Raw genomic sequence first — 20,908 nt, forward strand, 5'->3', positions numbered from 1 at the left:
TTCATTATGCGAGTCGATACCACATCGGACTCCCCGAGCTGGACAAACGTCTTTGAGATCACTGACGAGCTAAGTGACCTCAGTGAAACTCTCGAAAATAAATACCCCAACCTTGATTTAGAGGTGGCCGTCTGCGTGAGATGCGTGCCCAAGAAGCTTGAGCGCAAGAATATTTGCCGCTACTACGGCAAAGACAAAATGCTTGGTCTGGATATCGCCTTGGACGAAGAAGATTTCGTTCCACTGAAAAAAGACAAAACTGCTCAACGAAAATTAATCGGCGGCGCTTTTGTCAGTTTTTTTGCAGAGAGCGTCAAAAAGTACGAGAAAAAAATTCCTGATTTTCAACCGTTTTCAACGCAACTGATTGCAGATGTGCAGCAATGGTGCGCCGAAAACGAATGGACTACCTGAACTAAGCGATTGGGCAGGAATCTCGCAGCATTTGCCCCATTGGAAATGACCCTTTGGTCTGATCGCAATCGCCACCGGATCGGTTAGTGTGGAGCGCATTCTTCCAAAATAATAAGCACAAGCTTTCCAATGAGCCCAAACCTGAACCTTCTGCGTAAATTCGTCTGATATCAGACATTAATGCGGATCCTTGCTTTCCTCGAGAGAAAAGCCGGTTGAATTTTGAAGTTTTTCAATCGCCCTATATCGATCAACGTGTTTGAGGCCGGCGTCATACTTTCAGGGTGCCGCCCACCCCCCGCGCCAACGCAAAAATCCCATCCATACGCCAATGCTCATTCTGATGCCTGGGATCATCCGCCCATTCATCCCACCCCGAGTCGCGGCGGTATTGCCCGAGTAACCCGGCCTCACGCACTGCCACTGGGTCGGGATGACGCAGGTGTTCGGCGTCCGGGTCGACGTAGAGCGCGTCACTGCTGCAATACAGTTCGCACATGAAGCAGGTCTGGCAGGCCAGTTGCTCGGCGATCACGGGTTTGCCCTGCACGTCAGAGGCCAGCACGTTGGTGGGGCACACGGTGATGCATTGGCCGCAGCCGTTGCACAGGTCGGAGTAGATCAGTTCAATCATGTCGGTACCTCTTGTGTATGAATTACCTGTGGCGAGGGAGCTTGCTCCCGCTCGACAGCGCAGCTGGAGCCGGCTTTTTGGGAGCGCTGCGCACTCCAGCGGGAGCAAGCTCCCTCGCCACAAGGGGTGTCATCAGCCTGGGGAAATGGGGTCGAAGCGCGCCTGTACTAGGTCCACACCGGACACGCGCAAATGCGCGTCATACCGCGCGCTTTGCTGCGGCGTATCGCTGCGCTGGTGCATGCCGCGGCTCTCCTTGCGCAACGCAGCGGCGGTGTAGCACCAGCGTGCGGTGGCGGCCATGGCGGCGGTTTCGCGGGCGCGCAGGGGGTTGGTGCCAGACTGTGCGCTGCGCACCTGATCCCAGATGTTGTCGAGTTCGCGTAGCGAGCGGTCCAACTGCTCGCCGCTGCGGAACAGGTTTTTGTCCAGTGGATGGACTTCAGCCTGGATACGTTGGATCAGTTCTGCACCGCCCCCCGCAGCGCCATCGAACCCGCGCAGTGCGCCGTGATACGCCGGCGTCAGCCGCGCCAACCGTGCCGCGCCACGTCCGGCCCATTGCCCGGTGGACAACGCCCACGCCGAGTTCTGCGCGCCGCCACCCGATGTGGCGCCGGCAATCGGCTCACGGCTGGCCGCATCACCGGCGGCGAAGACGCCGGGCACGCTGGTCTGGCAGTCATCGTCGAGCAGGCGCAAACCACCCACGCCGCGAATGGTGCCTTCGGGATGCAGGGTCACCGCAAACCGCTGGCGATACGGATCCAGCCCGCGCCGATCAAACGGCAGCATCAGGTTGGGCTGGATGCTCGGCAGTTGCACACGAATGTCCGCGGGCACCCGGTTCAAGCGGCAATACACCGGGCCGTTGAGCAGCGCCCTGGCCAAGTCCTCGGTAAACGTCGGGCCGCCACTGATATCCAAGGGCCGATCCGCCGCGTCGAAGTAGTCGCCAAAGCTGTACACCATCGAACGGGTCATGCTGCTGCCCGCCGCGGCGATGCAGTAGTAGTTGGAGAACTCCATGCCTGACAGTTCGGCGCCGGCTTCGGCGGCCATCAGGTAGCCGTCGCCGGTGTTGGTGTGGTTGCCCAGCAGGCGCGAGAGGAATGCGCAACCGCCGGTGGCCAACACCACCGCACCGGCGCGGATCAACCAGTCGCCACCGGCCTGGCGCCGCCAGCCACGGGCACCAGCCACGCGGCCGTGGTCGTCGCGCAGCAGTTCCAGGGCGGGGTGGTGGTCGAGGATCGTCACGCCGCTGTCGAGCACGCGGCGGCGCAGGCCGCGCAGGTATTCCGGGCCGCGCAGGCCACGGTATTGGGTTTCGCCGTGTTCGTTTTGCGGGAAGGCGTAGTAGTCGCCAAGGCCCGGCAGGCTGGTCCAGGTGGTGTCGATGGCGCGGGCCATCCAGCGCGCATCGGCCAGGCCATAAGCCGTGCCCAGGCGCTTGTCGATGGCGGCTTCGCGTGCGCCGGGCGGCACCCACCAGTGGCCGGGGCCGGCGGTGGCGGTGACGCCGCTGGTGCCGCAGTAACCCTTGTCCACCAAGATCACCCTGACCCCTTCGCGTGCCGCCGAAATGGCGGCCCAGGTGCCCGCCAGGCCGCCGCCGACGATCAATACATCGCAGCTCAATTCAGTCATGTCGGGGCCTCAGAAGTTGTACGCCAGGCGTGTGTAGTAATACGCACCGCCAAAGCCGAACGGCGAGAACTGCCCGTATTCATAGCCTCCGGCCCAGTCCTTGATGCCTTTTTTGTCCGGGTACACGTTGAACAGGTTGTTGGCGCCCAGGGCCACGGTGAAGTGTTTGTTGATGTCGTAGGCAGCGTCCACGTCGCTGATCCACTTGGCGCTGAATTTGCGGTCGTTGATCGGATTGTTGTCGCCTTCGGTGTAGCTGCCGAAGCGGGTCAGGGCCAGGTTCAGGGTGTAGGCGCTGACTTTCCAGTTGGCCGCCAGGATCAGCTTGGATTGCGGCGTGGCAACGGTCAGGTCTTTTTGCAGGCGCCGGTCGAAGATCTGATAGTTGGAGCCCAGGCCAGCGAGTGCGGGCGGGGTGTCCTGGAGTTTTTCGATCTTGGTCTGGTTCCAGTTATAGGCCAGGCTCCAGCGCACTTGGCCGTACTGATCGAGCTGCTGGCGGTACTCGTTGATGATGTCGACGCCCCGGGTGCGGGTGTCGACGGCGTTGGTGTAGTACTGCGCGTACAGGCCCGGCGACAGGCCGTTGGCGACCAGCACCTGGGACACCGCTGGGCCGCCGAGCAGGCTGGTGGAGACGATGCGGTCGCGGATGCCGATCTGGTACAGGTCGGTGGTCAGGCGGTAGTTCTGCGTGGGCTCGTAAGTGAAACCAAAGCTGTAATTCAGGGACTTTTCCGGCTTGAGTTTTTCCGCGCCCAACGCTTGCGCTTCAGGCGTGTCCACCGGCAGCACCTTGACCGGCACCGAGACCTGTTGGCCATTGACCACGCCACCGGAGGTGAAGGTGGAAGAGGCATAGATCGTCTGCGCCAGCGACGGCGCACGAAAGCCATTGTTGATCGTGCCGCGCAGGGCGAACTCCGGCGTGAGCTTGAAGCGCGTCGACAATTTGCCGCTCCAGGTGCTGCCGATGTCCTGGGTGTAGCGCTCGTAGCGGGCGGCGGCGCCGACGTACCAGCGGTCGGTCACGTCCAGGCCCAGGTCAACATAGCTGGCGACGTTGCTGCGGCTGATCTCGCCGGCATCCGCCGTGCTGGTGCCGTTGTAGGAGGCCAGCCCCGGCAGCGGCGTTTGCCCGGCGAACGGGCCGCTGGGTAGCACGTAGTTGCCGGGCGTATAGGACGCGTAGTCGCCGGCTTCGATCTGGTATTTCTCCCAGCGGTATTCAAAGCCGAACGCGGTTTGCAGGGGGTGGCTGAGGCCGATGTCGAAGGTGCGGCTGAGGTCGAGGTTGTTGGTCCACTGGTCGAAGATCTGCGAGGCCAGGTTGAACGAGGTCGGGCTGGTCGGGCCCCAGGACGGGTTCAGCGTGTTGTTGGCGTTCAGGGTGGAATCGTCTTCGCCCCAGGTGGAGCTGATGTCGTAGTCCCAGCCGCCGACCAGGCCCTTGAAGCCACCGGCGACCTGAAAATCCTTGGTGCGGTTGCGCCGTTGCGCGTGGATGCCGTCGGGGTAGGGCGTGTTCGGGTCGCCGGCGAGCGCGGTGATTTCGTTGGGGCGATAGTTGCCGGTGACCTTGGTGGTTTCCATGTAGCTGGCGGTGGAAAACGAGTAGAACTTGAGGTCGTCCTGCAACGGCAGTTCGAGGTTGTAGCTGGCGTTGGTGACCTTCTCGCGGCCCAGGCCGTAGCTGGGGTTCCAGCCGTGGCGGTTGGCGGTCTGGTCGCGGCTGTCGGGGTTGGCGGCGGTGCCATAGAGCCGGCCGGTGGCGCTGCCGGTGCGGTTGAACGGCTCTTGTTCCTTGACGTCCAGCGCCAGGTTGGCGAAGCCGTCGTTGGGCAGCGGCAGGCCGTAGTTGACGGTCTGGTGCACGGTGTCGCCGTCGCCCGCGCCGTAGCGGCCGAAGGAGGTTTCGGCGCTGCCGCCGCTGTCGTTTTCCTTGAGGATGATATTGATCACCCCGGCAATTGCATCCGAGCCATATTGCGCGGAGGCGCCGTCACGCAGCACTTCGATATGGTCGATGGCCGAAACCGGGATCAAGTCCAGGTTGACCGGCACCGCCGCCGTGCCGATGCGCGCGAGGTTGTTGATCAGCGCCGTGTTGTGGCGGCGCTTGCCGTTGACCAGCACCAGCACCTGGTCGCCCGAGAGACCACGCATGGTCACCCCGCGCACCGACCATGAGGTGCCGCCGCCGTTGATCGCCGGCAGGTTGAAGGACGGCAGCAGGCGCGCCAGCAGTTCCTTGAGGCCGACCTTGCCGCTGGCTTGCAGTTGTTCGGCGCTGATCACGTCGATGGGCGAGGGGCTGTCGGCGATGGTGCGCGCCTGGTTGCCACGGTTGCCGGTGACGACCACGGTGCCGAGGGTTTTGTCGGGGGCTTCGGCCTGGGCCGGTGTGTGGATGGCGAGCAGGCTGAGGGCGGCTGCGCAGTAGTGAAAGCGGGATGCAGGCATGGGGCTGATTCCAGAAGACGAGAAAGCACCGCAAATCCCCTGTGGAAGTGGGCTTGTGTGGGAGCGGGCTTGCTCGCGAAGGCGGTGGGTCAGTCAATCCATCTGTCACTGATACACCGCCTTCGCGAGCAAGCCCGCTCCCACACAAGCCTCTTCCACATTGGATCTGTGTTGGGTTTGGGAGTGGGGGTCAGGCAGCAACGGCCGCTCTTACCCGATGCGGAATATCGTCATAGGCAATCAGCACCCGCTCCATGCGGCGTGGGTAGTCGCCGTAGTTGTAGACGGGGTAGTGCAGGGTCGAACGGTTGTCCCAGAACGCCACCGAACCGGGGCGCCATTTGAAGCGTACCTGGTGCTCCGGCTTGTTGAATTCCAGCAGCAGGCGGTCGATCAATTGCTTGCTTTGCTGCGGCGTCCAGCCGATCACCGAGGGGTTTTGCGAGAAGTTGATGAACAGCCCGTCTTCACCGGTTTCCGGGTGGGTGCGCACCAGCGGGTGGGCGAGGATCGGGTAGTCGTAGCCCACCTTGTCCAGGGACTTCTTGAAGTCGTGCACCACGTGCAGGTGGTCGATCTCGGCGCGCAGCTCATCGGGCAGGGCGCGATACACCGCGCCGGCATCGGCCCACAGGGTGTCGCCGCCGACGTCGGGCAAGTCCACCGCGCGCAGTACCGCGCCGAGGGTGGGTTGCAGCAGCCAGCTGGTGTCGGTGTGCCAACGGCCGCTGATGCGCGGGCCATAGAGTTTACGTTCGTCCTGGGCTTCGATCAGGTGCGCCTGGGGCAGGCTCGGGTCGTTCTGTTGGGTGGTGGGGTGCACGTACAGCTCGCCGAATTCCTTGGCGAAGGCAATTTGCTGTTCGGTGTCGATGGCCTGGTCGCGGAAGAACAGCACCTTGTGCGTGAGCAGCAACTGGCGCAGTTCGTCGCGCAAGGCTGGGGTCAGCGGCTGGCGCAGGTCGATACCGGCGATTTCGGTGCCGATGGTGGGTTCCAGGCGGGTGATGTGCAGGGTCATGCGCGTGTCCTCTCGTGTGTGGGTTCAGCCTCCGCCTGGAGAGGGGTCGGATGTGGGGCCTGCACCCGGTGTGGGTGCAGGTGGATCGGGGTGGGTCAGATCACGTAGAAACCGTGGGTGCCGTCGCGGGCCAGTTGGGCCACCAGGCCGAATTCCCAGTCCAGGTACGCCTGCATGGCTTCCTTGGGGTTGTCGGTGCCTTCGTACGGGCGGCGATAGCGGTCGATGCGCGGCGAGGCGAGGTGGCTTTCACCTTCTTCCAGCGGCAGTTGGGCGTTGATCCAGCCAGCGGTGCCGTCTTGCAGCAGGAACACTTGTTTGCCGGTGATGGCTTCAACCTCCGCTACCGCGAGGCGCGCCAGTTGGCTGCTGCCGCAGGTCAACACATAGCGCTCGGCGGCGGGGGCCTTGGCCAGGGCGGCGGGCAGTTGCGCGCGCAGGGCCCACCAGGCGCCGGGGATATGGCGCTTGACGTAGTTGGCGCTGGCGGTGAAATCCAGCACCACGGTATCGCCATGGGCCAGCCACTCGGCGAGGGTGTGCGGGCTGATCAACTCGGCTTGCGGCGGGGCGGGCACGGGGGCGACCCACGCGCCTGGCTCGCTGAACTGCGCCGCTTGCAGGCCGTCCAGCACATGCACCTCCCAACCCAGTTGCGCGAGCCAGGAGGCCGACATATTGGCGCGCACACCATCGTCATCCGCCAGCACAATGCGCGCACCGCGCACGCTGGCCACATGGTCGGTTTCCTGCACCAGTTGGCCGCCCGGCGTCGAACGCGCGCCCGGCAGGTGGCCGGCTTCGAATTCTTCCGGGGTGCGCACGTCGAACAGGTAGGTGGTGCGCTGTGCTTCCTGCTGCCAGCGTGCGAGGTCGGCGAGGCTGGCACGGCCGACGCGGGCCTTGTCGGCAACGCGGCGTGCATCCGCGGCGGCGACTTGGCGATGTTCTTCCGAGGTCGGTGCAAAGCGGCGAGATTGGCCGTGGGCGAGTTTTTGCCCGGCCAACGTCCAGCCGATAGTGCCGTTGCGCAACGCTGACACCGGGTTGGCCACGCCGGCGTTGATCAGTGACTGCGTGCCGATGATGCTGCGGGTGCGTCCGGCGCAGTTGACGATGATCCGGGTGGCCGGATCGGGCGCCAGTTCACGGGCACGCAGGACCAATTCAGCCCCGGGCACGCTGATGCCGGTGGGGATGCTCATGGTCTGGTATTCGTCGAAGCGGCGGGCGTCGAGCACCACCACGTCGGCCTGGCTGTCGAGCAGCGCCTGCACTTCCTCGGCGGCAAGGGATGGCGTGTGACGCTCGCTTTCCACCAGCTCGCCAAAGGCCTTGCTCGGTACGTTGACGTCGATAAACAGCTCGCCACCGGCCTGGCGCCAACCGTCCAGGCCACCTTCCAGCAGGCTGACCTGGGTGTAGCCCAGCACGACCAGGCGCTCGGCGGCGCGGGCAGCGAGGCCTTCGCCATTGTCGTACACGGTGACCTGGGTATCACGGCGTGGAATGCGCGAATACACCTCCAGCTCCAGCTTGGACAGCGGGATGTTGGCGGCAAACAACGGGTGGGATTCGGCGAACGGCGCTTCTTCGCGCACATCGATCAGGGCGACTTCGTGACGGTCCAACAGGGCCTGGCGGATCTGGGCGAAGCTTTGGGTCGATACGGTGCTCATAGGGCAGGGCTCTTTTCTTTGGACAAATCCCAGATATTCGGGAGGAAGGCATTGGAATAACCGGAGATAAACAGTTTCTCGCTGCCGTCGGGCTGGTACACCGCGCGATGCACCGCACCGATATTGGCGCCGTACACATGGATGCTGATGGACACCTGGTCGCTGTGGGCATTGCTCACTTGATGGATGTCACCGACCTTGGGCGACACCGCTTCAACCTGGCCCGGCACCAATTCAATCGGCTTGCCTTCGGCCGTCAGGCTGCCGTCGGGGGCGCGTGCAAAACCTTGGGAAAGTTCTGCGCCGCGCAGCATGCCGATCAGCCCCCACACCCGATGGTCATGAATCGGCGTGCGTTGCCCAGGCCCCCACACAAAGCTGACGATGCTGAAGCGCTGGCGCGAATCGGCATGCAGCAGGAATTGCTGGTAACGCTCGGGGTTGGGTTGGGCGAATTCATCGGGGAGCCAGTCGTCATGGCTGACCAGTTGCGCCAACAGCTTGCCGCCACGGTGCAACAGGTCGCCTTCGCGTGGGTTGCCGTCGATCAGTTCCGCCAGGGCGCCAATAAAGGCTCTGAGTCTTTCGGGGTGCTTGGCCTGGGTCATGGCAATTCCATCAGTCGCTGTCGGTTAAGCTTATCTAAGCATAATGTTTGTAGTTAATATGCTATTTTTTAATGATTAGCTTATAGCTGAAGGTAATTTAGAACCGCTCCGACTAGGCTTAGACGTTATCGATCACAGCACGGACTATTCAGATAGCAATCCTGCAACTATGCTTCGCACACATCTTATTGACTGTTCTCTATGTGCGGCCCAAATGAAAATTGACGATATAGACGCCTTTGTCGAAGTGATTCGTTGCCAGTCCATCAGCCATGCCGCCGAATCATTGCAACTGACCCAGCCCGCCATCACCCGTCGCGTGCAGAACTTCGAGCAGGCGCTGGGGGTGGAGTTGTTCGACCGCAACACCAAGCCGCTCAAACCCACTTTGATCGGCACCCGCGTGTATGAACAATGCCGGCTGATCCTGCGCGAGATGGATGCCCTGCGTGAACTGGTGGCCACCGACGCACCGCCCACCGGCCTGCTGCGCCTGGGTGTGCCGCAGACCATCGGCGACGTGGTGCTGCTGGATGCCCTCAAGCACCTGCGCACCGAATACGCCGACCTGCGCGCCCAGGTCGCCACCGGCTGGGGCAGCCAACTGGTGGGCAAGATCGAGCGCGGCGAGTTGGACGCGGCGGCGGCGTTGTTCCCGGCGGGCAAGATATTCCCCGATAACATCGTCGGCGAGTCCATCGGCAAGATGGAGTTGGTGGTGGTGTGTGCCAAGGCGCAGTTGCCGAAGAAGCCGTGCAAGCTGGCGGATGTGTACCAGGACGGCTGGATTCTCAACCCGGATGGCTGCGGCTTCCGTGCGGGGTTGCAGCGCACCTTGTCCGATCAGGGCCTGGCCTTGCGGGTGAACCTGGAGACGTTTGGCACCGAGTTGCAATTGGGCCTGGTCGCCGATGGCCTGGGGCTGGGCCTGGTGCCGCGGCCGCTGCTGGAGCGTAGCGCCCATCGCGAGCAACTGGCGGTGATGCCGCTCAAGGACTTCAAGCCGGTGATGGATTTGTGGCTGATCTATCCGCACTTTTTGGGCAACTTGCAGGGGCCGGTGGATGCGTTTGGCAAGTTGGTGGCGGCGTCGCTGCACAAGATCCGCGACGCCGCATAACCCCTGCAGTGATCGTTCCCACGCTCCGCGTGGGAATGCCTCGCCGGACGCTCCGCGTCCGCTTTTGGGACGCAGAGCGTCCCTGGCGGCACTCCCACGCGGAGCGTGGGTGCGATCAGTGGTTATGAAAAAAAATAATAATTAGCTTAGATTAAAATGTGCTTTTTATTATTTTTATCCATCCCCTAGGCTTGCCTGGAAGTCATTAAGGCCATCCAGGAAGTTTTGCCATGAGCAGCGTCACCTCGATTTCCAGCGTTTCCACTAATGTCCGCCAGCGCGTTACCCCGGAAGAATGGGAAGTGCGCGTCAAGCTGGCCGCCGCGTATCGCCTGGCGGCCTTGTACAAGTGGACCGACCACATCTACACCCACTTCTCCGCCCGCGTGCCGGGCCCGGACGAGCATTTCCTGATCAACGCCTTTGGTTTGTTGTTCGATGAAATCAACGCCTCCAACCTGGTCAAGGTCGACCTCGACGGCACCATCGTCGATGACCCCACCGGCCTGGGCATCAACTACGCAGGTTATGTGATCCACAGCGCCATCCACGGCGCACGCCATGACCTGCAAGCGGTGTTGCACACCCACACCCGTGACGGCATTGCGGTGTCGGCGCAGAAGGACGGCTTGCTGCCGATCTCCCAGCATTCCATCGGTTTCTCCGGGCGCGTGGCGTACCACGGTTACGAGGGCGTGGCCCTGGACCTGGACGAGCGTGAGCGGTTGGTGGCGGACCTGGGTGACAAAAGCGTGATGATCCTGCGCAACCACGGGCTGTTGACGGCGGGTGTGAGTGTCGAGCATGCGTTTCAGCAACTGCAGCAGCTGGAGCGTGCGTGCAATATCCAGGTCGCGGCGCAGGCGGCGGGGAATGCGGAGTTGATCTTCCCGCCCAAAGAGGTGGTGGAAAAGGTTGAGCAACAGGCCAAGGTGTTTGCCAGCGGTGATGGGCCGGGTGTGGCGCGGCATTGGAATGCGTTGATCCGGCAGTTGGAGCGTACCGATACCGACTACAAAAACTGATCCTCGGTACTGATCGTTCCCACGCTCTGCGTGGGAACGCATCTCTGGACGCTCCGCGTCCGTTCTTGAAGGCGTGACGCAGAGCGTCACTGGCGGCATTCCCACGCAGAGCGTGGGAACGATCTTCACAGGATTACGCGACTTGCTGAGCCTGTTCGCGTTCAGCGATCAATTGGCGGGTGAGGGGGATCAGGCGTTTGCCGTAATCAATCGCATCGTTCAGCGGATCAAACCCACGAATCAGGAACGTGGTGATTCCCAGGTCGTAGTAATCCACCAACGCCTCGGCGACTTGCTCAGCCGTCCCCACCAGCGACGTGGAGTTGCCCTGCGCGCCCAGCAGCCCGGCTATCCCGGTCCACAGGCGCTTGTCCAGGCGCGAGCCTTGCGCGGCGGCGGCGAGCAAGCGGCGCGAGCCTTCGTTCGGCGGTTCGCGGCGCACAAAGCCATTCTTTTCTGCCAGCGCAGTGGCCTGCTGCAAGATGCTGTCGGCGCGTGCCCACGCCAGTTCTTCGGTTTCGGCGAGGATCGGTCGCAGCGACAAGCTGAAGCGAATCGTGCGCCCGTGCTTGGCCGCCTCGGCGCGCACCTGGGTGACGATCTCGCGCACTTGCTCGTAGGTCTCACCCCACAGCGCGTACACGTCGGCATGCTTGCCGGCCACGGCGATGGCCGCCGCTGACGAACCGCCGAAGTACAGCGGGATATGCGGCTGTTGCGGCGATTTCACCGTGGAGTGCGCGCCTTCGACCTGGTAGTAGGTGCCGGCGAAATCGAACGGCTGCTCGCTGGTCCATTCCTGGCGCACCACGCTCAGGTATTCGTCGGTGCGGGCGTAGCGTTCGTCCTTGCCGATATGGCTGCCATCGGCGCGCAATTCGCGGTCATCGCCGCCGGTAATGATATGCACCGCCGTGCGCCCACCGTTGAACACATCCAGCGTGGTGAACTGGCGTGCGGCCAATGTCGGTTGGGCGAAGCCCGGGCGATGGGCGATCAGAAATTGCAGCTTCTTTGTCACGCTGGCGGCGTGGGAAGCGATCAGCGTGCTGTCCGGGCTGTTGGAATGGAACGCCACCAGGGCGCGGTCGAAACCGGCCTCTTCGTGGGCGCGGGCCACGGTTTCGACGTAGTCCGGTTGCAGGGTAGGGCCGCTGCGCGGGTGGATCTCGGAGGCGTGATGGCCGCCAATGTAGCCGATGAATTCAATGCTCATGGTCTGTCCTTGTCTGGTGCGGGATGGTCACCTCCACCGGGCAGGGGGTCGGTTATTCGCGTCCAAGGTAGGGGCAGGGGGCGGGGCTGTAAAATGCCGTTTGGTTCTAACCTAATTATTAAAATGTAGAATCATAAATTGATTTATGTATCAGTAATTTGCATTTTGTGTGCATTAGGTTATTCCTCGAAAGACTTTCACCACGGTTTTTTATGCGCTTAGCATGGGGTCGAGTCTTTCCAAGGAAGCCAGCCCGATGACCGAGACGCTCACCATCAACAAACGCGCTGTTCAACCCGCCGCCAAGCGCCGCTGGCGCACGCCGGACGCCGTGTTGCGCTTGCTCAGCCCCGTCGTGCTGCTACTGCTGTGGGAGCTGGCCTCACAGGCGGGCTGGATTCCTGCACGGGTGATCGCCGCGCCGTCGCAGATCGGCGGCACGCTGTGGGCGATGATCGTGTCCGGGGAACTGGGCAAGCACCTGCTGGTGTCCTTGCAGCGTGCGTTGTTCGGCCTGGGTATTGGCGTGAGCATTGGCGTGGCGGCGGCGCTGGTCAGCGGCCTGTCGCGGCGCGGTGAAGTGATCCTCGACTCGCCGATGCAGATGCTGCGCACCATCCCGTCCCTGGCGTTGGTGCCGCTGTTTATCCTGTGGTTCGGCATTGGCGAGTTCACCAAGATTGCGCTGATCGTCACCGGCACCACCTTTCCGGTGTACCTCAACCTGTTTGCCGGCATCCGCAATATCGATCCCAAGTTGATCGAGGCCGCCAACACCCTCGGCCTCAACCGCCGCGAGCTGATCTGGCATGTGATTCTGCCGGGTTCGTTGCCGTCGTTTTTTGTCGGCTTGCGTTATGCCCTAGGCATTTCCTGGCTGGCGCTGGTGTTTGTCGAGCAGATCAACACCACAGCGGGCATCGGCTTTCTGGCCGGTGATGCGCGGGACTTTATGCGTACCGACGTGATCGTCATCTGCCTGCTGATCTACAGCGTGCTCGGCCTGTTGATCGACGGCGTGATCCGCACCCTCGAACGTTTTGCGCTGGCCTGGCGCCCATCTTTTGTGAGGAATTGATATGTCGTTCATTGAAGCGCCCGTACAACTGCGCAATGTCGTCCGTCAATTCGGCCAGCAACGGGTGATCGACGGCCTGGACCTGGACATCGCGCCCGGCGAATTCGTCGCCTTGCTCGGCGCCAGCGGCTCGGGCAAGACCACCTTGCTGCGCAGCCTGGCCGGGCTCGACAGTATCGACAGCGGCCAACTGCGGGTGCCCAAGGCACGCGCGGCGGTGTTCCAGGAACCGCGCCTGATGCCGTGGAAGCGCGCGTGGAAAAACGTCGTGCTCGGCCTGCACGTTGCCGACGCCAAGGCGCGCGCCGTGCAGGCCCTGACCGAAGTCGGCCTGGCCCATCGTCTCGATGCCTACCCAGCCACACTGTCCGGCGGCGAAGCCCAGCGCGTGGCCCTGGCGCGGGGGCTGGTGCGTGAGCCCAAGTTGCTGCTGCTGGATGAACCCTTCGCCGCGCTGGATGCCCTGACCCGCATCAAGATGCATCGCCTGATCATCGAACTGTGGCGCAAACACACGCCGGCCGTATTGCTGGTGACCCACGATGTGGATGAAGCGATTTTGCTGGCGGATCGCGTGATCGTGCTGGAGAACGGCAAGATTGCCGAGCAGTTGAAGATTGATCTGCCGCGTGCGCGGGATCCGGGGCAGGAGGGTTTCCAGGCGATTCGTGCGCGGTTGCTGGGGTTGCTTGGGGTGGAAGTGAGTGCCCCGACCGTGGGGTTGGCGCAGGCAACATTGCGCCGATTTGCCCACGCTTGATTGCCACGCCGCCGCGCCTTAGTCCGGCGCGTCGGTCATCGCAATACCGGGCTGTGCGGCATTGCCGGTGGTGCCCATGCGGTCCGCCAGGTAACGCGCCGGTGGCTGGCCCACGGCCTTGCGGAACATGGTGATGAAACCACTGGCGTTCTCATAACCCAGGTCCAGGGCTACGCGCTGCACGCTGTCGCCCTTGGCCAGTCGTTGCAGGGACAGGATCACGTGCAACTGCCGGCGCCAACGGCCAAAACTCAGGCCCAGTTCTTCCAGCAACAGCCGCGTCATGCTGCGCTCGCTCATGCCGATGCGCACGGCCCATTGGCCGAGGGTGGCCTTGTCGGTCGGCTCGGCCAGCAGGCTGTCGGCCAGGCGCCGCAGCCGCGGGTCTTGCGGCATGGGCAGGTGCAGGGCTTCGATGGGCGCGGCGGCCAGTTCATCCAGCAGTGTGCTGATCAAGCGGCCCTGAGCGCCGTCCTCTTCATACAGTTGCGGGAAGCCTACGGCCTTGCTGATCAGCTCGTGCAGCAGGCCTGACACGCCCAGAGTGCAGCATTGCGCAGGCAGGGCGCGGGCGGCTTCGGGGTCGATCAGCAGGCAATAGACCTGCGCCTCGCCAGAACCACGCGCCGCATGGAACGTCCCGCCGGGAATCCATAGTGCACATTGCGGCGGCACGATCCAGATGCCCGCTTCGATTTCACAGTGGATGATCCCGCGCAGGGTGTACATCAACTGGCCTTTGCGATGGGCGTGCTGGGCATGTTCCCAGGTGTCCGAGTGGCTGCTGGCACCCACGGCCACCACGGCGCGTGGGAAGACGTCGGCGTCCTCGGCCATCATCGGGTGATACAGGTCGAGTCGGTGGTGTTTCATGGTGTGGACGCAACTTGGCTGAATTGCGAAATAGTCTGGCTATTCTGTGCAATGCCGTCCAGGGGTTTGTCTCTTATAGTGAGAGTCACTCTCATTAAGGAGCTTTGCCATGCGACTCGACAGCACAACCTTCCCAGTGGTCAAAATCTTCTTCGACGCCCCTAACGAAGGCGGGCCGGAAGATGCCTTCGTGGTCTTCGAAGGCCTGTTGGCCCGTCAACAAGCCTTCGTGCTGCTGCACGAAAAATCCGTGGACGAAAACAATCACGAGCACGCCCATGAAGAGCGCAAGCAAGCCTCGATCTGGATGAAGAAAAACAAGCCGGCGTTGCGTGCGTACGTCAAAGGCATGATCCAGGTGGAACCGAGCGCCGCTCAGCGCCTGGCGCTCAAACCGTTTGCCGTGATGTTCGGCAAGGCCTGGGGTTATCCGCTGTTGGTGGTGGAGTCCAAGGACCGCGCCTGGGCGCTGGCGCGAGATGTGCTGGATGACCAGGTGTCGGATGTGGCGCATTTCTAATGCCTGGAAATACTCAGTTGTGGGGCGGGGGCAAGCTCCCTCGCCACATTGAGATCAGGTATCCTCCGCGCCCCGCTTATCACCGATTCCAAGACAGATGACAGGACAAGACATGCAGGCGTTGCTGGAGTCGATCCTTGACGAAGTTCGTCCATTGATCGGCCTCGGCAAAGTGGCCGACTACATCCCCGCGCTGGCCGATGTGCCGGCCGATCAATTGGGGATCGCCGTGTACGGCAACGACGGTGCCGCCTACTGTGCCGGCGACGCCGACACGTTGTTTTCGGTGCAGAGCATTTCCAAGGTGTTCAGCCTGGTGCAGGCCATCGACCACGGTGGCGAAACCATCTGGGAACGCTTGGGCCACGAACCTTCCGGGCAGCCCTTCAACTCGCTGGTGCAGTTGGAATTTGAACGCGGCCGGCCGCGCAATCCGTTTATCAATGCTGGCGCGCTGGTGATCTGCGACATCAATCAGTCGCGTTACGCCGTGCCGATTCTGTCGATGCGCGATTTTGTGCGGCGCCTGTCGGGTAACCCGCAGATCCTGGTGGACAGTGTTGTTGCGGAATCAGAAGCGCAACATGGGGCGCGCAACGCGGCCATGGCCTACCTGATGAAGTCGTTCGGCAACTTCCATAACGACGTGAATGCGGTGCTGCACAGCTACTTCAACTACTGCGCGTTGCAGATGAGCTGCCTGGACCTGGCCAAGGCGTTCAGCTTCCTGGCCAACGAAGGCGTGAGTGCCCACAGCGGCGAGCAGATCCTCACGGCGCGCCAGACCAAGCAGGTGAACTCGATCATGGCCACCAGCGGGCTGTATGACGAGGCGGGGAATTTCGCCTATCGGGTCGGCTTGCCGGGCAAGAGCGGCGTGGGCGGCGGCATCGTCGCGGTGGTGCCGGGGCAATTTACGGTGTGCGTGTGGTCGCCGGAGTTGAATGCGGCGGGGAATTCGCTGGCGGGGATCAAGGCGTTGGAGTTGTTGAGTGAGCGGATTGGGTGGTCGGTGTTTTGATAAAGCGGCACGTGAAATAGCCCGAGCACCGCACATCCCATGTGGGAGCTGGCTTGCCTGCGATGGCAGTGTGTCAGCCAACACATCCAGTACTGGAAGACCGCTATCGCAGGCAAGCCAGCTCCCACATCAAGATTCAGGCGTCTTTTTCCGTGGTGTAGGCCGGGCGTTCGACCACGGTAAAACCATGCCGACCGCTTGCTGGTACTGCCGATACCGCTCACCAAACAGCGCCTCAAGATCCTTCTCTTCAAAGTAGGCACCCACAAAAATGTAGGCTGTCAGCCCCACAGCAAACAACAGGTGGCCGGCGGTCATGTGTGGCGTTGCCCAGAAGGCGATCAGGAACCCTAGGTACAAGGGGTGGCGAACGATCCGGTAGAGCGACGGTGTTCTGAATATGGGTGACGGTTGTGCCGTGCCACGCCAACGATCAATCGCCTGCTTGAGCCCAAAGAGTTCGAAGTGGCTTATCAGCAACGTTGCGACAAAGACAACCACCCAGCCCAGCCAGAACAGGCTGGTCAGCATCACCCTGGCCCAAGCCGCCTCAACCTGCCAGACGGTGAATGTGATCGGTCGCCACAACCAGAACATCAGCACAAGCACCAGGCTGCTGAGCAATACGTAGGTCGAGCGCTCGGCAACGGGCGGGACGAATGTCGTCAGCCAGCGCTTGAAACTTTTACGCGCCATCACCGAATGCTGGGCACCGAATAACAGCATCAGCAAGCAGTTGATCAGGACTGCCAGAGGCCAACCGATGAGGGGGCCAGAGTTGATGTGCTTGGGTACGACGACACCGCCTACGAAGCCTATCAAGTAGAAAAACGTGAATAGAAAGACCAGATAACAGCAGGTGCTGAAGACCAGCCCGGCAATACGTGCAGGATGGCCGTTCGCGGTTTTTTGCAGGTTCATGGACGAATCCTTTCGCACATGGTGAGGGGTAAGCCAATCGATGATTGAACTCTCGCCCTGTCAAGGTTAGCGGGGTTTGAGGATTCGGCTACCTGGGTACAAGATCCACCATCAGCCAGAACGCGCCGGCAGTGATCGCATCCGCTCTGGTCCCTGGTGGAAGGTGAAATACTCCGGGCACCGAAAATCCAGTGTGGGAGCTGGCTTGCCTGCGATAGCGATACATCAACTGGCACCTCCAGTGGCTGACGCACCGCCATCGCGGGCAAGCCCGCTCCCACATCAGTTGATGTTGAGTCTATCCAACAGGCTGTACCACGCCACCCCAGCCCCAATGTAAAACCGCTGCAACCCATGCATCGGCAGACGCTGCAACGGCGTCACCGGGTAGGCAAACTCCGCCTTGTTATCACAAAGCCGCCCGGCCAATTGCTGGCCCAGGCTGGTACACAGTGCGATACCTCGGCCGTTGCAGCCCAACGCTAACGTGAGACCCGGTGCAGGTTCGTGAACGTGGGGCATGAAGTCCCGCGTGATCGCGATGCGCCCGGCCCAGCGGTACTCGAATTCCAGCGGCCCTAGCTGTGGGAACAGCAACGCCAACGAGCGCTCAAGGTGGGCGAAATCCGTCGGGTCAGTGGGGTCGTTAAACAACCCACGCCCCCCCATCAGCAAACGCCCATGGCTGTCTTTACGGAAATACAGCAACAACCGTTGTGCGGTGGAAACCGTTTCCTGCCCTGGCAAAATGCTGTCTGCCGCACGCCCGTTCAACGGTTTGGTGGCGACGATAAAACTGTTGGCCGCCAGGATGCTCTGCGCCATGCCCGGCCACAGGTTGCCGCTGTAACCATTGGTTGCCAGCACCACTCGATCCGCCGTGACCTGTGCACCCGAAGCCGTCTGCAGCTGCCAGCCAGAACCCTGGCGCTGCAACGCCGTCACCGCACTTTGCCGATGAATGCGCACCCCTGCTGCCAACGCCGCACTCACCAACCCACGGGCATAGGCCAACGGTTGAATTGCGCCGGCGCGGCCATCCAGCCAACCACCGGCAAACGCCTCACTGCCCATGCGCGAGGCCACCGCTGATGCGTCCAATGACTGCACCGGTACACCGCGTCGAGCCCATTGCTCAGCCCGCGCGTGCAACCCGGCCACGCCTTTTTCGGTGTACGACACCTGCATCCAGCCCCTGCGTACCGGCGCGCAATCGATGCGGTGTTTTTCAATCAGCTTGAACACCAAGTCCGCCGAATTCGACACGGTCGAAATCAACGGTTCGGCACGCTCCGGCCCGTACATTTGCACCAGTTGTTCCGGGTCGTATTTAAGCGTCGGGTTGACCTGCCCACCATTGCGTCCCGACGCGCCCCAGCCCGGCTCGTTGGCCTCCAGCACGCACACGCTCACGCCACGCTCAGCCAAGTGCAGCGCGGTCGACAACCCGGTATAGCCTGCGCCGACAATCGCCACATCCACCTTTACCGACTCACTCAACGCTGGCGTCGGCACCGCCGCTGGCGCAGTCGCTGACCACAAGGACTTCATGACAGGCTCCGCGTATCGCCAGTAGGGTGCAGTACGCGGCGCAGGAAGTCCTGGGTGCGCGGTTGCTGCGGGTTGCCCAGTACTTGCTCGGCCGGGCCGCTTTCGACGATGTAGCCGCCGTGCAGGAAGCACACGCGGTCGGCCACTTCGCGGGCAAAGCCCATTTCGTGGGTGACCACGATCATGGTCATGCCTTCATCGGCGAGGGTACGCATTACCGCCAGCACGTCGCCCACCAGTTCCGGGTCGAGGGCCGAGGTGGGTTCGTCGAACAGCATGGCCTCGGGTTTCATCGCCAGGGCGCGGGCGATGGCTACCCGCTGTTGCTGGCCACCGGAGAGTTGTTCCGGGTAGGCGTCGGCCTTGGCGCTCAGGCCGACTTTTTCCAGCAGTTCCAGGGCTTCTTCGCGTGCCTGCTTGGGCGGTTCGCCTTTGACGTACACCGGGCCTTCCATCACGTTTTCCAGCACGGTACGGTGGGGGAACAGGTTGAAACGCTGGAACACCATGCCCAATCGGCTGCGCAGGGTGTGCACGTTTTTACTGCCGCGCTGCACGGTTTCGCCGAACACGGTAATGGCGCCGCCATCGTAGGCTTCCAGCGCGTTGATGCAGCGTAGCAGGGTGGATTTGCCCGAGCCTGAGGGGCCGATCAGGCACACCACTTCGCCCTTGGCCACGTCCAGGTCAACACCGTGCAGCACGCGGTGGCTGCCGTAGTGTTTTTGCAGTTGGCGTATCTCGATCATGCTTTTTTCCTCCGGCCCAGGTGCTGTTCCATGCGACGCAGGCCATACACCAGCGGCAGGCTCATCAGCAGGTAGAGCAGGGCGACCAGGGTGTAGACGGTCATGTTCTGGAAGGTGGACGAGGCGATCAGTTGGCCCTGGCGGGTCATCTCTGCCACGGTGATGGTGGAGACCAGGGACGAGTCCTTGAGCATCATCACCAGGGTGTTGCCGTAGGGCGGCAGGGCGATGCGAAACGCCTGAGGCAGGATCACCCGGCGCATCATCAACGCCGAGCGCATGCCCAGCGCCTCAGCGGCCTCACGCTGGCCCTGCTCCACGGCGATGATGCCGGTGCGGAAGTTCTCCGCCTGGTACGCCGAGTAGGCGATGCCCATGCCGATCACACCTGCGTAGAACGCGGTGAGGTGCACGCCCATGTCCGGTAGCACGAAGTAGATGTAGAACAGCTGCACAATGATCGGCAGGCCACGGATCACGTTGATGATGGTGCTGGCCGTCCACGACAGCGCGCGGATCGGCGACAGTTTGAGCAGCGCCAGCACCAGGCCGATGGCACTGCTGAGCAGGAACGACAGCACGGTGATCTGGATCGTCACCCAGGCGCCTTGCAGCAGGATCGGCAAGAAGTCATGGGCGTTTTGCAGGAACTCGGTGAGGTTCATGGGCGCACCTGGGTATCAAGCCCCCACTTCTTGAGGATGCTATCCAGGGTGCCGTCAGCCTTGATGCTGGCGATGGCGGTGTTCAGGCGCTCCAGGGTTTGCGAATCGCCCTTGCGCACTACCAGGCAAACTTCGCCAACGTTGGTGGGCTGGTAGTCGGTGGCCAGTTTCACGCCTTTGAACAGCTTCTGGCGGATCTGGTAGGCCACCACCGGCTGATCACCCACGGCGGCCTTGATGCGGCCCAGGGATAGGTCGCGGACCATCTCGCCGATGGAGTCGTAGGTGCGGATTTCCTTGAAGATGCCGAGCTTGTTCAGTTGGTCGTAGAACACCGTGCCGGCCTGTACGCCGACGATCTGGTCCTTGAGCGGGGCCAGGTCTGGGTAGGCGGTGTTGTCGTCGGCATTGACGATCAGGCCTTCACCGTAGGCGTACACCGGTGCGCTGAAATCCACGACCTTGGTGCGCTCCTCGGTCTTGAGCATGCCGGCGGAAATGAAGTCCAGCTTGCCGGAGGTGAGGGAGGGAATCAGCGCGGCGAAGTTGGTCTGTTCGATCTGGCTGGTAAAGCCGCCTGCTTTGCCCACGGCCTCCGCCACATCGACCATTACCCCTTGAATGCTGTTGCTCTTGATATCGAGGAAGGTAAACGGCGAACCGCTGGCCGTTGCACCGACTTTGTACGAGGACGCACTTTCTGCGTGCACGGCGCTGGCACACAGGGTGGCGCATACGGCGAAGGCGAGGCGGCGAAACAAGGGCGAAAGACTGTTCATCGGGTTACTCCAGAAGGAAAACGGATCGTCAGTACCGCAAGCGGCTGACGATGAAATCGCAAGCTCTGTGCCATTTCGATTATAAAAAATCGTATAGCGCGATAGAAAATCGACAAAATGAACCATTCGTATCGATATGCGATATTAAGTGGTCTATTTTT

The 20,908-nt window shown here is 62.1% G+C and carries 20 protein-coding genes; 7 read left to right on the plus strand and 13 right to left on the minus strand.

Annotated elements, in window-relative coordinates:
- Positions 1-6: 6 nt before the first annotated feature.
- Entirely contained in the window at positions 7-414 is a 408-nt protein-coding gene (locus tag ACZRMO_RS27495; RefSeq protein WP_463974939.1) for a hypothetical protein, read from the plus strand.
- Positions 415-685: 271 nt separating this feature from the next.
- Here the strand turns inward: ACZRMO_RS27495 and ACZRMO_RS27500 are convergent, their stop codons facing one another.
- The 6 genes from ACZRMO_RS27500 to ACZRMO_RS27525 all read right to left on the minus strand — a co-directional run bounded on the left by ACZRMO_RS27500 (position 686) and on the right by ACZRMO_RS27525 (position 8,469).
- Positions 686-1,048: a 4Fe-4S dicluster domain-containing protein gene (locus tag ACZRMO_RS27500; protein ID WP_463974940.1), complete on the minus strand. Its 363-nt coding sequence runs from the start codon at positions 1,046-1,048 to the stop codon at positions 686-688.
- A 132-nt stretch (positions 1,049-1,180) separates the two neighbouring features.
- Entirely contained in the window at positions 1,181-2,698 is a 1,518-nt protein-coding gene (locus ACZRMO_RS27505; RefSeq protein ID WP_463974941.1) for an FAD-dependent oxidoreductase, read from the minus strand.
- Between the two features lie 9 nt (positions 2,699-2,707).
- Positions 2,708-5,161 (minus strand): TonB-dependent receptor plug domain-containing protein, encoded by a 2,454-nt coding sequence (locus ACZRMO_RS27510; protein ID WP_463974942.1) that lies wholly within the window; start codon positions 5,159-5,161, stop codon positions 2,708-2,710.
- Positions 5,162-5,351: 190 nt separating this feature from the next.
- Positions 5,352-6,182 carry a TauD/TfdA dioxygenase family protein gene (locus tag ACZRMO_RS27515; protein WP_463974943.1) on the minus strand — a complete coding sequence of 277 codons (831 nt, stop codon included), beginning with the start codon at positions 6,180-6,182 and terminating at the stop codon, positions 5,352-5,354.
- Positions 6,183-6,277: 95 nt separating this feature from the next.
- Positions 6,278-7,861 (minus strand): rhodanese-related sulfurtransferase, encoded by a 1,584-nt coding sequence (locus ACZRMO_RS27520; protein ID WP_463974944.1) that lies wholly within the window; start codon positions 7,859-7,861, stop codon positions 6,278-6,280.
- A complete protein-coding gene (locus ACZRMO_RS27525) occupies positions 7,858-8,469 on the minus strand; it encodes a cysteine dioxygenase family protein (protein ID WP_463974945.1) in 612 nt (203 codons plus the stop codon). Before ACZRMO_RS27525 ends, ACZRMO_RS27520 begins: the two co-directional genes overlap by 4 nt.
- A gap of 214 nt (positions 8,470-8,683) precedes the next feature.
- Here ACZRMO_RS27525 and ACZRMO_RS27530 point away from each other — a divergent pair, with 214 nt between their 5' ends.
- Both ACZRMO_RS27530 and ACZRMO_RS27535 read left to right on the plus strand, forming a co-directional pair.
- Positions 8,684-9,589, plus strand: coding sequence for a LysR family transcriptional regulator (locus ACZRMO_RS27530; RefSeq protein WP_017736142.1), 906 nt, complete (start codon positions 8,684-8,686; stop codon positions 9,587-9,589).
- Positions 9,590-9,819: 230 nt separating this feature from the next.
- Positions 9,820-10,614, plus strand: coding sequence for a class II aldolase/adducin family protein (locus ACZRMO_RS27535; RefSeq protein WP_124528382.1), 795 nt, complete (start codon positions 9,820-9,822; stop codon positions 10,612-10,614).
- A gap of 133 nt (positions 10,615-10,747) precedes the next feature.
- Here the strand turns inward: ACZRMO_RS27535 and ACZRMO_RS27540 are convergent, their stop codons facing one another.
- On the minus strand, positions 10,748-11,830 hold the full coding sequence (locus ACZRMO_RS27540) for an LLM class flavin-dependent oxidoreductase (RefSeq protein WP_124528383.1): 1,083 nt from the start codon (positions 11,828-11,830) through the stop codon (positions 10,748-10,750).
- Between the two features lie 256 nt (positions 11,831-12,086).
- Between ACZRMO_RS27540 and ACZRMO_RS27545 the strand changes: the two genes are divergently transcribed.
- Together ACZRMO_RS27545 and ACZRMO_RS27550 are read left to right on the plus strand one after the other, a co-directional pair.
- On the plus strand, positions 12,087-12,908 hold the full coding sequence (locus ACZRMO_RS27545; protein WP_463974946.1) for an ABC transporter permease: 822 nt from the start codon (positions 12,087-12,089) through the stop codon (positions 12,906-12,908).
- A gap of 1 nt (position 12,909) precedes the next feature.
- On the plus strand, positions 12,910-13,668 hold the full coding sequence (locus tag ACZRMO_RS27550) for an ABC transporter ATP-binding protein (RefSeq protein ID WP_463974947.1): 759 nt from the start codon (positions 12,910-12,912) through the stop codon (positions 13,666-13,668).
- An 18-nt stretch (positions 13,669-13,686) separates the two neighbouring features.
- Here the strand turns inward: ACZRMO_RS27550 and ACZRMO_RS27555 are convergent, their stop codons facing one another.
- Positions 13,687-14,541: an AraC family transcriptional regulator gene (locus ACZRMO_RS27555; protein ID WP_463974948.1), complete on the minus strand. Its 855-nt coding sequence runs from the start codon at positions 14,539-14,541 to the stop codon at positions 13,687-13,689.
- Between the two features lie 109 nt (positions 14,542-14,650).
- Between ACZRMO_RS27555 and ACZRMO_RS27560 the strand changes: the two genes are divergently transcribed.
- Together ACZRMO_RS27560 and glsB are read left to right on the plus strand one after the other, a co-directional pair.
- Positions 14,651-15,061 (plus strand): hypothetical protein, encoded by a 411-nt coding sequence (locus ACZRMO_RS27560; RefSeq protein ID WP_463974949.1) that lies wholly within the window; start codon positions 14,651-14,653, stop codon positions 15,059-15,061.
- A gap of 112 nt (positions 15,062-15,173) precedes the next feature.
- On the plus strand, positions 15,174-16,082 hold the full coding sequence (gene glsB, locus ACZRMO_RS27565) for a glutaminase B (RefSeq protein WP_463974950.1): 909 nt from the start codon (positions 15,174-15,176) through the stop codon (positions 16,080-16,082).
- 129 nt (positions 16,083-16,211) lie between these two features.
- Here the strand turns inward: glsB and mddA are convergent, their stop codons facing one another.
- From mddA to ACZRMO_RS27590, 5 genes are all read right to left on the minus strand, one after another.
- Positions 16,212-17,003, minus strand: coding sequence for a methanethiol S-methyltransferase (gene mddA, locus ACZRMO_RS27570; RefSeq protein WP_463974951.1), 792 nt, complete (start codon positions 17,001-17,003; stop codon positions 16,212-16,214).
- Between the two features lie 282 nt (positions 17,004-17,285).
- Positions 17,286-18,554 carry an NAD(P)/FAD-dependent oxidoreductase gene (locus ACZRMO_RS27575; protein WP_463974952.1) on the minus strand — a complete coding sequence of 423 codons (1,269 nt, stop codon included), beginning with the start codon at positions 18,552-18,554 and terminating at the stop codon, positions 17,286-17,288.
- Positions 18,551-19,303, minus strand: a complete 753-nt coding sequence (locus ACZRMO_RS27580) for an amino acid ABC transporter ATP-binding protein (RefSeq protein WP_463974953.1) — start codon at positions 19,301-19,303, stop codon at positions 18,551-18,553. Before ACZRMO_RS27580 ends, ACZRMO_RS27575 begins: the two co-directional genes overlap by 4 nt.
- A complete protein-coding gene (locus ACZRMO_RS27585; protein ID WP_463974954.1) occupies positions 19,300-19,968 on the minus strand; it encodes an amino acid ABC transporter permease in 669 nt (222 codons plus the stop codon). Before ACZRMO_RS27585 ends, ACZRMO_RS27580 begins: the two co-directional genes overlap by 4 nt.
- The gene (locus ACZRMO_RS27590; RefSeq protein WP_463974955.1) at positions 19,965-20,747 is read right to left on the minus strand and encodes an ABC transporter substrate-binding protein; all 783 of its coding nucleotides are present in this window, start codon (positions 20,745-20,747) and stop codon (positions 19,965-19,967) included. The genes ACZRMO_RS27585 and ACZRMO_RS27590 overlap by 4 nt, the downstream gene beginning before the upstream one ends.
- Between the last annotated feature and the right edge of the window lie 161 nt (positions 20,748-20,908).

It is taken from the genome of Pseudomonas sp. B611, assembly GCF_055407965.1.